15 protein-coding genes are annotated in these 12,982 nt (G+C 61.1%); 4 read left to right on the forward strand and 11 right to left on the reverse strand.

What is annotated here, in order from left to right; translation table 11 throughout:
- The first annotated feature begins 76 nt into the window (after positions 1–76).
- Together ABID12_RS05235 and mnmA are read left to right on the forward strand one after the other, a co-directional pair.
- The gene (locus ABID12_RS05235) at positions 77–943 is read left to right on the forward strand and encodes an N-acetylmuramoyl-L-alanine amidase (protein ID WP_354433383.1); all 867 of its coding nucleotides are present in this window, start codon (positions 77–79) and stop codon (positions 941–943) included.
- 110 nt (positions 944–1,053) lie between these two features.
- Positions 1,054–2,247, forward strand: a complete 1,194-nt coding sequence (mnmA, locus tag ABID12_RS05240; RefSeq protein ID WP_354433384.1) for a tRNA 2-thiouridine(34) synthase MnmA — start codon at positions 1,054–1,056, stop codon at positions 2,245–2,247.
- A gap of 12 nt (positions 2,248–2,259) precedes the next feature.
- Here mnmA and ABID12_RS05245 read toward each other — a convergent pair whose 3' ends face one another.
- The 5 genes from ABID12_RS05245 to rph all read right to left on the reverse strand — a co-directional run bounded on the left by ABID12_RS05245 (position 2,260) and on the right by rph (position 5,690).
- Positions 2,260–2,607, reverse strand: a complete 348-nt coding sequence (locus tag ABID12_RS05245) for a hypothetical protein (protein WP_354433385.1) — start codon at positions 2,605–2,607, stop codon at positions 2,260–2,262.
- Positions 2,608–2,714: 107 nt separating this feature from the next.
- Positions 2,715–3,881 (reverse strand): radical SAM family heme chaperone HemW, encoded by a 1,167-nt coding sequence (gene hemW / locus ABID12_RS05250; protein ID WP_354433386.1) that lies wholly within the window; start codon positions 3,879–3,881, stop codon positions 2,715–2,717.
- Positions 3,882–3,898: 17 nt separating this feature from the next.
- A complete protein-coding gene (gene rdgB, locus ABID12_RS05255; RefSeq protein WP_354433387.1) occupies positions 3,899–4,543 on the reverse strand; it encodes an RdgB/HAM1 family non-canonical purine NTP pyrophosphatase in 645 nt (214 codons plus the stop codon).
- A gap of 6 nt (positions 4,544–4,549) precedes the next feature.
- Positions 4,550–4,957 (reverse strand): VOC family protein, encoded by a 408-nt coding sequence (locus ABID12_RS05260; RefSeq protein ID WP_354433388.1) that lies wholly within the window; start codon positions 4,955–4,957, stop codon positions 4,550–4,552.
- 10 nt (positions 4,958–4,967) lie between these two features.
- Positions 4,968–5,690: a ribonuclease PH gene (gene rph, locus ABID12_RS05265; RefSeq protein ID WP_319517324.1), complete on the reverse strand. Its 723-nt coding sequence runs from the start codon at positions 5,688–5,690 to the stop codon at positions 4,968–4,970.
- Between the two features lie 158 nt (positions 5,691–5,848).
- Here rph and hrcA point away from each other — a divergent pair, with 158 nt between their 5' ends.
- Both hrcA and grpE read left to right on the forward strand, forming a co-directional pair.
- Positions 5,849–6,937: a heat-inducible transcriptional repressor HrcA gene (hrcA, locus tag ABID12_RS05270; protein WP_106312918.1), complete on the forward strand. Its 1,089-nt coding sequence runs from the start codon at positions 5,849–5,851 to the stop codon at positions 6,935–6,937.
- 103 nt (positions 6,938–7,040) lie between these two features.
- On the forward strand, positions 7,041–7,670 hold the full coding sequence (gene grpE, locus ABID12_RS05275; RefSeq protein ID WP_354433389.1) for a nucleotide exchange factor GrpE: 630 nt from the start codon (positions 7,041–7,043) through the stop codon (positions 7,668–7,670).
- An 85-nt stretch (positions 7,671–7,755) separates the two neighbouring features.
- Here the strand turns inward: grpE and ptsN are convergent, their stop codons facing one another.
- From ptsN to ABID12_RS05305, 6 genes are all read right to left on the reverse strand, one after another.
- Positions 7,756–8,220: a PTS IIA-like nitrogen regulatory protein PtsN gene (ptsN, locus tag ABID12_RS05280; protein WP_106311826.1), complete on the reverse strand. Its 465-nt coding sequence runs from the start codon at positions 8,218–8,220 to the stop codon at positions 7,756–7,758.
- Between the two features lie 62 nt (positions 8,221–8,282).
- Positions 8,283–8,858 carry a ribosome hibernation-promoting factor, HPF/YfiA family gene (gene hpf, locus ABID12_RS05285; protein ID WP_106311823.1) on the reverse strand — a complete coding sequence of 192 codons (576 nt, stop codon included), beginning with the start codon at positions 8,856–8,858 and terminating at the stop codon, positions 8,283–8,285.
- A gap of 354 nt (positions 8,859–9,212) precedes the next feature.
- Positions 9,213–10,748, reverse strand: coding sequence for an RNA polymerase factor sigma-54 (gene rpoN, locus ABID12_RS05290; protein ID WP_354433390.1), 1,536 nt, complete (start codon positions 10,746–10,748; stop codon positions 9,213–9,215).
- Between the two features lie 142 nt (positions 10,749–10,890).
- Positions 10,891–11,718, reverse strand: coding sequence for an LPS export ABC transporter ATP-binding protein (gene lptB / locus ABID12_RS05295; RefSeq protein WP_319517321.1), 828 nt, complete (start codon positions 11,716–11,718; stop codon positions 10,891–10,893).
- A gap of 6 nt (positions 11,719–11,724) precedes the next feature.
- Positions 11,725–12,288 carry an LptA/OstA family protein gene (locus tag ABID12_RS05300; RefSeq protein ID WP_181190869.1) on the reverse strand — a complete coding sequence of 188 codons (564 nt, stop codon included), beginning with the start codon at positions 12,286–12,288 and terminating at the stop codon, positions 11,725–11,727.
- Between the two features lie 8 nt (positions 12,289–12,296).
- On the reverse strand, positions 12,297–12,971 hold the full coding sequence (locus ABID12_RS05305) for an LPS export ABC transporter periplasmic protein LptC (RefSeq protein WP_354433391.1): 675 nt from the start codon (positions 12,969–12,971) through the stop codon (positions 12,297–12,299).
- Positions 12,972–12,982 lie beyond the last annotated feature (11 nt).

Here is a 12,982-nt window from a genome sequence, read left to right on the forward strand (position 1 = left end):
TTTCCCCGCAAAATCCCGCTCCCGCCACGGCGCTTAAGATTCCGGCAGTTGTCAAACCTGCAGGAAGGATCGCGCCATGCGGATCGAAAACCACAAAATTCCGGGGATCTGGTACGGGCAGTCGTCCAATCTGGGCGCCCGGCGGCAAAACCCGCCCGTCATCATCGTTTTGCACTACACCACCGGCTGGAACGGCGCGGCAAGCCGCGACTGGCTGATGGGGGCGGCCGGCGGCTCATCCAATCGCGGTTCTAGCGCGCATGTGGTGATCGATCGCGACGGAACGGCCTGGCAGATCGCGCCTTTCAATCGCACGGCATGGCATGCCGGACCTTCGCGCTACGGCACGCTGGAGGGCATCAATGCCCACTCCATCGGTATCGAATTCGTCAATGCGGGCTGGCTGAAGCCGAACGGACTTGGCGATTTTGTCGATGCCTATGGCAAAAGGTTTACCGGGCGAGCGCTGAAAAAGGCGGGCGGCTATCAGATGGCGCCGCATGCACGCGTCGGCTCCGGGGATTTTGCCTGGCCGCTTTACCCGGAAGCCCAGCTTGCGACCGGGCTTGATCTGGTTCACGCGCTGGTCGGCCATTACCCGATCAGGGCGATTGTCAGCCATGAGGAGATCGACACCCGCGGCTGGAAGACCGATCCGGGGCCTGCCTTTCCGATGGAGCGCTTTCGCGTGACGCTCGGCGAGGCGGCCGACCGGGAGCCGCTTGCGGTGGTGACCGCCGGACGCCTTAATCTGCGCGGCGGCCCGGGCACGCAGTTTGAAAAGGTCGTGCCGCCCGGAACGCTTTTGCGGGGCACGCGCCTGAAAATCATGAACCGGGACGGTGACTGGGCTTTCGTGACGCCGCAAAACCCGGATGGCCGGGAAGGGGCCGTGACCGGCTGGGTGCATGCGGCCTATATCGCCCCGGTGATTGCGGCCTGAGCGCCGTGGCAAACGGGCGATGAAGGCTTTTCTTGCGTCTTTCGGGCAGGGCCTCTATATCAGCGCACATAAACGGTTTGACATCCAACCTTGAACTGGACTGGCGGATCATGAATTCACTTGGTTTTGACAAGAAGCCGGAGGACACGCGCGTTGTCGTCGCGATGTCCGGCGGCGTCGACAGCTCGGTCGTGGCCGGGCTTTTGCAGCGCGAGGGCTATGATGTCCTCGGCATCACCCTTCAGCTTTACGATCACGGTGCGGCCGTGCACCGCGCAGGCTCATGCTGTGCGGGGCAGGATATCGACGACGCCCGCCGCGTGTCCGAACGGCTCGGCATTCCCCATTATGTGCTGGATTACGAGGCGCGGTTCCGCGAAACGGTGATCAACCCGTTTGCCGAAAGCTATATCGCCGGTGAAACGCCGATCCCCTGTGTGGCCTGCAACCAGACGGTCAAGTTCGCCGATCTTCTGTCGACGGCGAAGGAACTCGGTGCCGATGCGCTGGCGACGGGGCACTATATCCGTTCCAAGCCGAACCCGACATCGAACAATCCGATGCGCCGCGCGCTTTACCGGCCGGTGGATGCGGAGCGCGACCAGAGCTATTTCCTGTTTGCGACCACGCAGGAACAGATCGATTTCCTGCGGTTTCCGCTGGGCGGCCTGCCGAAGGCCGACACCCGGCGACTGGCCGAGGAAATGGGGCTGATCGTTGCCGACAAGCCGGACAGCCAGGACATCTGTTTCGTGCCGCACGGCAAATATTCCGACGTGATTGCCAAGCTGAAGCCGAATGCGGAGCTTTCCGGCGAGATCGTGCATCTCGATGGCCGGGTGCTCGGCCGTCATGAAGGGATCGTGCGCTACACCATCGGTCAGCGCAAGGGGCTGGGCGTTGCCACCGGCGAGCCGCTTTATGTGGTCTATCTCGATGCCCGTTCGCGCCGCGTCATCGTTGGCCCGCGCGAGGCGCTGGAAACGCGCCGCATCTATCTGCGTGACGTCAACTGGCTGGGCGATCAGACCATCAAGGAAGAGGCCGAAGGCGGGCTTTCCTGCTTTGCCAAGGTGCGCTCCACGCGCCCGCCGCTGCCGGTCATGCTTCATGCCGACAAGGACGGCGTCTACGTCGATCTGCTGGAAGGCGAGGCGGGTATCGCCAGCGGTCAGGCCTGCGTGCTCTATGACGCGCCGGGCAATGACGCGCGTGTCTTCGGTGGCGGTTTCATCGACCGTTCGGAGCGTTCCGCCGACGCGGAAGAACAGCTCAGGACCCTTCTGACGGGCCTTGCTGCCTGAGCGGCGAGCCTGTCAGGTGGCGATCGGCGCTTCTGTCGACATGAACAGCTTCAGCGATTCCTGATAACCGAGCCTGACGAGCTGCTCCATATAGGCGATCAGCTGATCGGCCCATCCGAAGCCGAAATAGGCGGCAAGCCAGACGATCAGGACGGCCAGGATCAGGGCGTAGATGAAATTCCTGAGGATCATCAGCAGCATGGCAAGCAGCACGAAGGCGATCAGCCCGTAAAACAGCGACGGCGCCAAGGCGACGCCGTCGGAATGGGCCAGATATCCCATATAGATGCCGAAAATGATGCAGATGGCGGCGCTCAGCCGGTCGCGGATCACTCGGTGGGTATAGCTCGAACTTGCCATCTGACGGGATCTTTCTTTTCGGTATGCTGCTAGTACTGTCTGAAACTGTTGAACGCGCAACGCGCGATGCGGTTCCAAGTGTATTATAGCACATTACAACCAAAAGGTCAGGAAAGTTCGGCCACGATACGGTTCAGCAGCAACATGCCTTCCGGTGTCGCGCGCAGCCGGCTGTTGCCGATCCGCTCGATCAGGCCGAGCTGCATCAGGAAGGCCTCGCGTTCGCTGTCGAGCGGTTTTCCGGCAAGCGCCGACCAGCGGGCAATATCGACGCCCTCGCGGACCCTCAATCCCATCAGCAGCAGTTCGTCGGCCTGTTCTTCCGGCGAGAGAGGGCTTTCCTCGATCACGCCGTGACCGTTTGTCTCGGTCATTTCAAGCCAGGTTTCCGGGTGCTTCTCGGTGGCGGTCGCCATCCGGCCGGCCGTCGTTTCCAGCCTGCCATGGGCACCCGGTCCGATCCCGGCATAGTCGCCATAACGCCAGTAGGTCAGGTTATGCCGGCTTTCGGCACCGGGGCGAGCGTGGTTCGAGACCTCATAGGCCGGAAGCCCGCGTGCGGCGGTCACCGCCTGGGTGATTTCGTAAAGACGGGCGGCATGGTCGTCATCGGGGATGACCAGTTTCCCGGCGCGGTGAAGGGCAAAAAAGCGCGTCCCTTCCTCGATGGTGAGCTGGTAGAGCGACAGATGATCGGCGGCCAGGTCTATTGCCTGATTGAGTTCGCGCTCCCAGTCATCCGCGCGCTGGCCGGGGCGGGCGTAGATCAGGTCGAAGGACATGCGCGGAAAGATGTCGCGCGCCAGCCGGATTGCGCCGAGCGCCTGCTCGACATTGTGCAGCCGGCCGAGAAAGCGCAATTCGCGGTCGTTCAGCGCCTGCACGCCCATCGAAACGCGGTTGACGCCGGCTGCGCGATAACCGCGAAAGCGCTCCGCCTCGACGCTGGACGGATTGGCCTCCAGGGTTATCTCGATCCCGTCAGGCAGATGCCAGGCTTTAGCCACACCATCGAGAATGGCGCCGAGCGTTTCCGGCGCCATCAGCGAGGGCGTGCCGCCGCCGATGAAAATGCTGGTGACCGTGCGGGGGCCGGACAGCGCCCGCATATGGTCGATTTCCTTCAGGAAACCCGCGACGAAGCGCGCCTGATCGACCGGCTGGTGGCGGACATGACTATTGAAGTCGCAATAGGGACATTTGGCCGCACAGAACGGCCAGTGCAGATAGACGCCGAACCCCGGTTCGCCGTCATCGCCATTGATGCCTGCCATCACTGCCGGGTCGGTTGTCAGAGCGCAAGTCCTGTTTCGGTAAAGAGCCTGAAGGCGCGGGCGCGGTGTGAAAGCGCGCCGCCATCGGCCGGGCCGCCGACAGCCTTTTCGTCCGCATCCATCTCGCCGAAGGTTTTGGTATGGCCTGCGGGCTGGAACAACGGGTCATAGCCATGGCCCTTGTCGCCGCGCGGCGGCCAGACGAGATTGCCTTCCACTTCGCCGCGGAACGTCTCCGTGTGGCCGTCGGGCCAGGCAAGGCAGAGCACGCAGACAAAACGGGCGGTGCGGGTATCCGGCGTGGTCGCGCCCTTTTCGGCGAGCGCCTTTTCCACCTTTTCCATCGCCATGGCGAAATCGCGGCTGCCGTCCGCCGTCTCCGCCCAGTCGGCGGTGTAGACGCCCGGCGCGCCGTCGAGCGCGTCAACCACAATGCCGGAATCATCGGCAAGCGACGGCAGGCCGGATTTTTCGGCGGATGCCAGCGCCTTGATGGTGGCGTTTTCGACAAAGGTCGTGCCGGTTTCCTCCGGCACATCGAAGGACAGTTCGGCGGCCGATTTGGCCGAAACGCCGAGCGGTCCGATCAGTTCGGCGATTTCGGCAATCTTGCCGGGGTTGTGGCTGGCAACAACGATGGTCTTGGTGTCGAGTTTACGCATGGTTTCCTATAATCCCCAGAGCTTGGCTTCCGCGCATTCCAGGCTGTTGCCGGCGGGATCGCGGAAATAGATAGAGCGGGCGCCGTTGGGCCAGCAGAAATCGCTTTCGATGGTAATATCGTGTGTTTCAAGCCGCGCGATCATCGCGGCGAAGTCGTCGTGTTCCAGCCGGAAACAGATGTGTCCCGGACCACGTGCGCCATGGGCAGGCACGGGAAGCGAGCCGGGGCTTGCGGGCTTTTCCGTCTCATCCGGATTGAAGATCAGCAGCACGCCGGTCCCACAGCGAAAGAACACATGCCGGTTGCCGACGCGGGTGATCTTCTCCAGCCCGAGCACGCCGCCGTAAAATGCTTCTGCGGCATCAAGGTCGGCGGCATAAAGGGCTGTTTCCAGAACGGCGGCAATCGGCATGGCGGGTCCTTTAAGCGCCGGCGATGGTCTTTTTCTGCAATTCGACCAGTTCGCCGATTCCGTCCTTTGCAAGGCCCATCAGCGTCAGGAACTCGTCCTGCGAAAACGGCTTGCCTTCCGCGGTGCCCTGAATTTCGACAATACCGCCGGTGCCGGTCATGACGAAGTTGGCGTCGGTCTCGGCGGACGAATCTTCCAGATAGTCGAGGTCGATGACCGGCTGGTCTGCAAAGATGCCGCAGGAGATTGCCGCAACGTGGTCCTTCAGCACCTTGTCAGCCTTGACCATGCTGCGCGCTTCCATCCATTTCAGGCAGTCGTAGAGCGCAATCCACGCACCGGTGATCGAGGCGGTGCGGGTGCCGCCATCGGCCTGGATCACGTCACAGTCGACACTGATCTGGCGTTCACCGAGGGCTTCGAGGTCGACAACGGCGCGCAGCGAGCGGCCGATCAGGCGCTGGATTTCCTGGGTGCGGCCGCCCTGCTTGCCGGCGGAAGCCTCACGGCGCATGCGCTCGCCGGTGGCGCGCGGCAGCATGCCGTATTCGGCGGTGACCCAGCCTCTGCCCGCATGGCGCAGCCACGGGGGGACGCGTTCTTCAAGCGAAGCGGTGCACAGCACATGCGTGTCGCCGAATTTCACGAAGCAGGAGCCTTCCGCGTGTTTGGAGAAGCCACGCTCGAAGGAGACATTGCGCATCTGATTGAGTTGTCTGCCTGACGGCCGCATGGTGTGATCCTTCCGGTTTCAATTGCGGGGGTTCTAGAAGGAAGAGGCGGCTTTTGCAAAGAAAAACGGCAGGCGCCGATGTCACAAAACCGAATTGCGCCGTCGCCCTGTGACACTATATTAGGCGGGAAGGCTTCATACGATCGGCAAAGCAAAGCATGACATCAGACCAAAGACCAACGGCAGACAATTCGGCGATGGCGCTGGACGATCGCTCGCGGGAAGTGTTCCGTAGGATTGTCGAAAGCTATCTGGAAAGCGGGGAGCCGCTGGGCTCGCGCAACCTTTCGCGGCTGTTGCCGATGTCGCTGTCGCCGGCTTCCGTCCGCAATGTGATGAGCGACCTGGAGGAACTGGGGCTGATCTACGCCCCGCATGTTTCCGCCGGACGTCTGCCGACGGAAAGCGGTCTTCGCTTCTTCGTCGATGCCTATATGCAGATCGGCGATCTTGCCGAAAACGAACGCTCGGAAATCGAGCGTCAGATGAGTTCCGCCGATCGCGGCCAGCCGGCTGACGCCTTCCTCAACGAGGCAAGCCAGATGCTGTCCGGCATGTCGCGCGGGGCAGGGCTGGTGATGACGTCGAAGAGCAACACCGTGCTCAAGCACGTCGAGTTCATCCGGCTTGAGCCGACAAAGGCGCTTGCGGTGCTGGTCGGCGAACACAACGAGGTCGAAAACCGGATCATCGATCTGCCGGCGGGCACCACGTCTTCGCAGCTGACGGCAGCGGCGAATTTTCTCAATGCCCATCTGAACGGTCAGACCCTGCCGGAACTGAAATCGGTGCTGGGCAAGCTGAAGGATGAGGTTCGCCATGAACTCGACCAGCTTTCGCAGGATCTTGTCGGGCGCGGGCTTGCGGTCTGGTCCGGCAGTTCGAAGGAGGGGCAGCCGGGGCGCCTGATCGTGCGCGGCCGGGCCAATCTTCTCGAAGGCGTGGCCGATATTGCCGATATCGATCGGTTGCGCATGCTGTTTGACGATCTGGAGAAAAAGGAAAGCCTGATCGAACTGATCAATCTTGCCGAAAGCGGCCCTGGCGTGCGGATCTTCATCGGTTCGGAAAACAAGCTGTTTTCGCTGTCGGGCTCCTCGCTGGTCGTGGCGCCCTATCGCGACAGCGACAATCAGGTTGTCGGGGCTGTCGGCGTGATCGGACCGACCCGTCTGAACTACGCCCGGGTGGTGCCGATGGTGGATTATACGGCGCATCTTCTGTCGCGTCTGTCACGCTCGCGGTAACAGACATATGTGAATAGCGGGAGAGGCCTTGATTTTTCGGGAGTGAACCTCGATATCGGGGCTCGAGAGATTCAAAGAACAAAATGAAACTTGCGGAGACGTCATGACCGACGAGACCAAGAAGAACGGCACTGACGAGGAAATCAACGAAACGGTGGTCGACCTGAAAGCCGAAACGCCGGTTGAAGAAACCGAGGCTGCGGAGGCCGAGGCCGTCGAGCCCGATCCGATCGATCTCCTGCGTGAGGAAAACGAGAAGCAGCGCGACCAGTTGCTGCGGCTTGCCGCCGAAATGGAAAACCTGCGCCGGCGCACCGCCCGTGACGTGAAGGACGCCAAGGCCTATTCCGTCACCGCGTTTGCACGCGACATGCTCGGTGTTTCCGATAATCTGCGTCGCGCGCTGGATGCCATTCCGGAAGACAAGCGCACCGAGGAAATCAAGGGCTTTATCGAAGGTGTGGAGATGACCGAACGCTCCATGCTGTCAGCGCTTGAGCGTCACGGTGTCAACAAGATCGATCCGGAAGGCGAGAAATTCGATCCGCACTTCCATCAGGCGATGTTCGAAGTGCCGAACCCGGAAATTCCGGCCAACACCGTGGTGCAGGTCGTCCAGTCCGGTTACACGATCGGTGAGCGGGTGCTGCGCCCGGCCATGGTCGGTGTTTCCAAGGGTGGGCCGAAGGCCGAACCCGCACAGCCGGCTCCGGAAGGCAAGCCCGAAGAATAATCACGGCAGCGTCGTTTGGAAAAAATTAAAGGCGTTTCGCTGGTGCGGAACGCCTTTTTCGATGGTCGGTCTGTGGTGGTGCGGGTCAGGCCGCTGACGAATCCGGATCGGAATTCAGGAAGGCGTAGATCGCGCTTTCCGTATCGGATGCTCTGAGCTTCTTGACCAGCTCCTGGTCGCGCAGCAGCCGCGCCACGCGCGACAGGGCCTTGAGATGGTCGGCGCCTGCGCCTTCAGGCGCCAGCAGCAGAAAGGCCAGGTCCACGGGCTGATCGTCGAGCGCCTCGAAATTGACGGGGTGCTGCAGACGGGCAAAGACCCCGCAGATGTGATCGAGATTGGCGAGTTTACCATGCGGAATGGCAATGCCATTGCCGACACCGGTGGAGCCGAGGCGCTCGCGCTGGAGCACCACTTCGAAGATTTCGCGCTCCGGCACCCCCGTCACGGTCTCCGCTCTGGCGGCCATCTCCTGCAGCAATTGCTTCTTGGAGTTTGCCTTGAGGGCGGGGATGATCGCCTCCTGTTTCAGCAGGTCGTCAAGGGCCATGTCCTGGTATCCTGGGTTGCGGCTTGGGGGCGGGCGCCTGAACGGCACCCGCCGGAGTGGGTTCAGCCCTGAATGCTGGCCGTATCGATCCAGCCGATATTGCCATCGGGGCGGCGGTAGACGATGTTGAGCGTCTTGTTGTCCGGGTTGCGGAACAGCATCAGCGGCTTGTCGGTCATGTCGAGTGCCATGACGGCCGTTGCAACCGCCATCGTGCGCACTTCGGTCTTCGCTTCCGCGATGATTGCCGGCGCGTAATCTTCCGGAATTTCGGTATCATCCTCGTCCGGCATGTCCATCACCGAATAGGCAACTTCGGCGAAATCGGCCTGACCGTTGCTCTGGTGATGATCCTTCAGCTTGCGCTTGTAGCGGCGTAGGCGCTTGGCAATGCGTTCGCATGCTGCATCGAAGGCGGCCTGCGGATCATGGGCCTTGCCGGCTGCGTGGAGCACGGCGCCACTGTCGAGATGAATTTTGCAGTCGGTCTCGAAACCGCCTGCGGATTTCTCCACGGTGACCTGGCCGGAATAGCCGCCGTCAAAATATTTGGTGACCGCTTCCTCGATCTGATCTTCGATTTTTTCGCGGAAAGCCTCGCCGACTTCCATTTGTTTTCCCGAGACGCGAACACTCATGGATCTTCCCTTCTTCTATCGTTTGCGGCCACCAGTTTAAGCCACACTCCGTTCTCCTCCAAGAACTTCAGCAGTGGGTTTGCCGGTGTCCGGTACGGCACTGCGATGACACAACGTCATCATAACTCATGTGGGCATTTTTCAGCCGTTTGCCAGCGGGATTTCCGCAATATTCTTCTGCATATTTTTCCGCCGGGCGCGGTCGGTGCGCCGCGCACCCTGTCCTGACGCAGCTGCGTCTCGTCTCGTTCGCTAAAGGCGGCGTCCCTCTTGCGGCGGATGCTCTACCGTTCATGCCGGAGGAAGTCAATCATGCCGGCGACCTCTTTTGAAGGCGCTGCAATCCGGTTGTCTTCAGGCGCCGACGGCTTTTGCATGGGCCCGTTTTTCGCGACGGCGCTGTACCGAGGAGGGAATATTCATCGCTTCGCGGTATTTGGCGACGGTACGACGGGCGAGCGTGATTCCCTCCTGCTTCAGTTCGGCAACGATGTCATCGTCTGAAAGAACCTTTTCCGGTGTCTCCGAGGTGATCATCCGGCGGATCTTGTGACGGATCGATTCTGCCGAAAGCGCACTGCCGTCGCCCTGATCGGAGGCGATCGAGACGGAGAAGAAATAGCGCAGTTCGAACAGGCCGCGCGGGGTCAGGATGAACTTGTTCGAGGTGACGCGGCTGACCGTCGATTCGTGCATCTTGATGGCGTCGGCCACGGTCTTGAGGTTCATCGGGCGCAAGTGGTCGACGCCGTGTTTGAGGAACGCATCCTGCTGGCGCACGATCTCGCTTCCGACCTTGAGGATGGTGCGCGCGCGCTGGTCGAGGCTGCGCGTCAGCCAGTTCGCCGTCTGAAGGCAGGTGTTGAGAAAGGTCTGATCGGCATCCGACATGCCGTGGGACGCCTTGATCTGCGTGAGGTAGGAACGGTTGACCAGAACCCTGGGAAGGGTGTCGGGATTGAGTTCCACCTGCCATTCGCCGTCCTTGCGGGCCGAAACGATGACATCGGGGAAAACCGATTCGGGCGGGTGGCTGTTGAAGGCGCCGGCCGGCTTCGGGTTCAGCCGGCGCAGGCTCTGCATCATCTTCAGGAGCTCTTCTTCATCCGCACCGCACAGCTTCTTGAGCCTGGTGAAATCGCGGCGGGCCACCAGTTCGAGATGGTCGACCAGAACAGCCATGGCGGGCGTGAAATCGCCGGTCTGGAGCAATTGCTGACGCATGCAGTCGGAAAGCGACTGGGCGAAGATGCCCGGCGGATCAAGCGTCTTGAGCCTTTCCAGAACCGCATCCAGCCGCTCCGTGGTCAATCCGGTCCGTTCGGCAATTTCGGCGGTATCGGCCCGGAAGTAACCGGCCTCGTCCAGATAGTCGACAAGGTGGCGGGCAATGGCCTGTTCGTCCGGGCGTTTGAAGGTCAGGGCGATCTGGGTGGTCAGATGGTCGCGCAGGCAGGGTTTGCCCGCCACGAATTCATCGAGGTCGACATGGTCGTCCCCGCCGCCGCTGCCGGGCATCGACTTCCACTGGCTCAGCAGTTCGGGCGCATCGGGGCGCGCCGGTGCGTTGTCATCGCCATAGACGCTTTCGAAATTGCTGTCGAGGCTGTCGCCAAGATGCGCGGCGCTGTCGCTTTGCCGTTCATCGGTAAACCAGTCGCTGGACATGTCCTGGTTGGCGCTGTCCGGCGTTTCCGGGGCGTCTGCTCCGTCGTCGGAAGCGGCCTCGTCGCCGGCAACCTCAAGAAGCGGGTTTTTCTCGACCTCCTGGGCAATGAACTGGTTGAGTTCCGCATGCGGCATTTGCAGCAACTGGATCGACTGCATCAACTGCGGCGTCATTACCAGCGACTGGTTCTGACGAAGAAAAAGATTGGCGCCTAGTGCCATGTCGAAAGCAAAACCCCAAAATCGCAACGGCCTGCAACGAGAGCGTCCGCTGGCGTACTGAACTCTTTATCGCGTTTTTGGGGAGATTGGCACAAAAATTGCTTGTTTATCAAGCCCGAATCCGGGTTTCGGCGCAAGGTTGCTAGAGACTGAAATTGTCTCCGAGGTAGAAACGGCGCACATCGCTGTTGGCCACGATCTCGTCGGCCTTGCCATGGGTCAGCACTTCACCGGCATGAATGATATAGGCGCGATCGATCATGCCGAGCGTTTCGCGAACATTGTGGTCGGTGATCAGCACGCCGATGCCGCGGCGTGTCAGGTGCCGGATCAGGTTCTGGATATCGGCAACGGAAATCGGGTCGACGCCGGCAAACGGTTCGTCGAGCAGCATGAAATCGGGGTCCGTGGCAAGGGCGCGGGCAATTTCAAGGCGCCTGCGCTCACCACCCGACAGTGCCACGGCCGATGTCTTGCGCAGTTTGGCAATGCCGAATTCTTCCATCAGCTGTTCGAGTTTTTCTTCCCGCTCCCGCTTCTTCAGCGGGGTCAGCTCAAGAACAGACCTGATGTTGTTTTCAACACTGAGGCCGCGGAAAATCGAGGCTTCCTGCGGCAGGTAGCCGACACCGAGGCGCGCCCGGCGGTACATCGGCAGCGCTGTCACGTCGCGGCCGTGCAGGACGATATTGCCCTCATCGACAGGCACTAGCCCGGTGATCATGTAGAAACAGGTGGTCTTGCCCGCACCGTTCGGTCCGAGAAGGCCGACGGCCTCGCCGCGTCTGACGACAAGCGAGACGCCATTGACAACGCGTCGGCTTCGGTAGGTCTTGGTCAGCCCCTGTGCAATCAGCGTGCCGTCATAACGGCCGTTTTCGCGCGAAGCCTCACCGTTTCCCGATGTGGTTGCCGCGGCGGCAGGGCGATCTGCGGTGGAAAGTGTTTTCTGTGTCGGTTTTCTGGGCATGCGATATCAATTGCCCGGCCGTGATTGCGGATTAAGTCTGATCTGGACCCGGTCGCCACAAGCGTCCAGCTTGGCCCGGCTGGTGGCCATGTTGACGGTGAGCTTGCAGCCGACAAAGACATTCTCGCCTTCCTTCAGCACCACCTGTTTGCCTTCAAGCACGAACTGCTGGGCGGTCATGTCGAAATAGCCCGTGTCGCCGGTTGCCGTCTGGGTATCTGTCTCGAGGCTGACGGCTCTGCTCAGGTCAATCCGCTCGATGTCGCCCTGACCGGCAGCAATCCCGGTGGAACCGCCGGCATAACGCACGGTCATCTGGCCGGCCTTGACCTGGTTGGCGCCCTGCACGGCGACCACATTGCCGGAAAAGGTGATGAGCTTGGTCGAATCGTCGACCTCGAATTCATCGGCGTTGATGTCGATCGGTTCGCTGCCGGAGAGCTGAAAGCCGCTTGTCTGGGTCGATTGCGCGAACCCTTCCGACACCGGCAGTGCCAGCGTGCACAGCAAGGCGAGCATGGCCTTGGTCGACCGGCGGGGCGGACAGATTGTCAATTTGCTCAGATCCATCTGAAACCTCATTTACCGGTCTGGGCCAATGCCGCGGGCGACAAGGTAACATGAACGCCGCCGCCGAACCGAATTTTCTGACCGTTATTGACGATATTTACGTTTTGGGCAACCACGGAAGCCTGGGGCGCTGTTACGGTAATCGGCGTGTCACTTGCCAGCGTGCCGCCCTTGATGTCGATTTCGGCCGAGGAAAAGTCCGCCGTCATGCCGTTCGAAAGCGTGATCGTGAAAGGCTCGTTGATGGTCAGCTTTTCGGTGACACGGTCATACAGCGTGCGGGTGGCATCGACCACGGCCGTGACCGTGTCATCGACGGGAACGCTGGCAACGACATTTTCAAGAAGCACATTACTGTCATCGGGATTGGTCGCTGGCAGCAGGGCGCGGTCGGCCTTCAGCGAATAGCGGATGCCATCGGAATTGCGGCCTGACATGCCGGGATTGGTCATCACGATCATCCCGTTTTCGATCGAGGCGGCATCGAGCGAGATGTTTTCGGGAACGATGGAACGCAGGAAGGTCGCGGCAACCAGACCGATCGTGATCAGCACGGCGGCGAGCGGCAGAATGATCTTCAGCCGGCGCACATGGCCGGAGTGCCGCTTGGCCTTGCGGAAACTTTCTTCAATCGAAGAACCGGGCTGGCCGTTGCCGGGCTGCGCCGTGGTTGAAATACTCATAGTGCACCGTT

Origin of the sequence: Martelella mangrovi (assembly GCF_040545495.1) — a bacterium.
GTDB classification, from domain to species: Bacteria; Pseudomonadota; Alphaproteobacteria; order Rhizobiales; family Rhizobiaceae; genus Martelella; species Martelella mangrovi.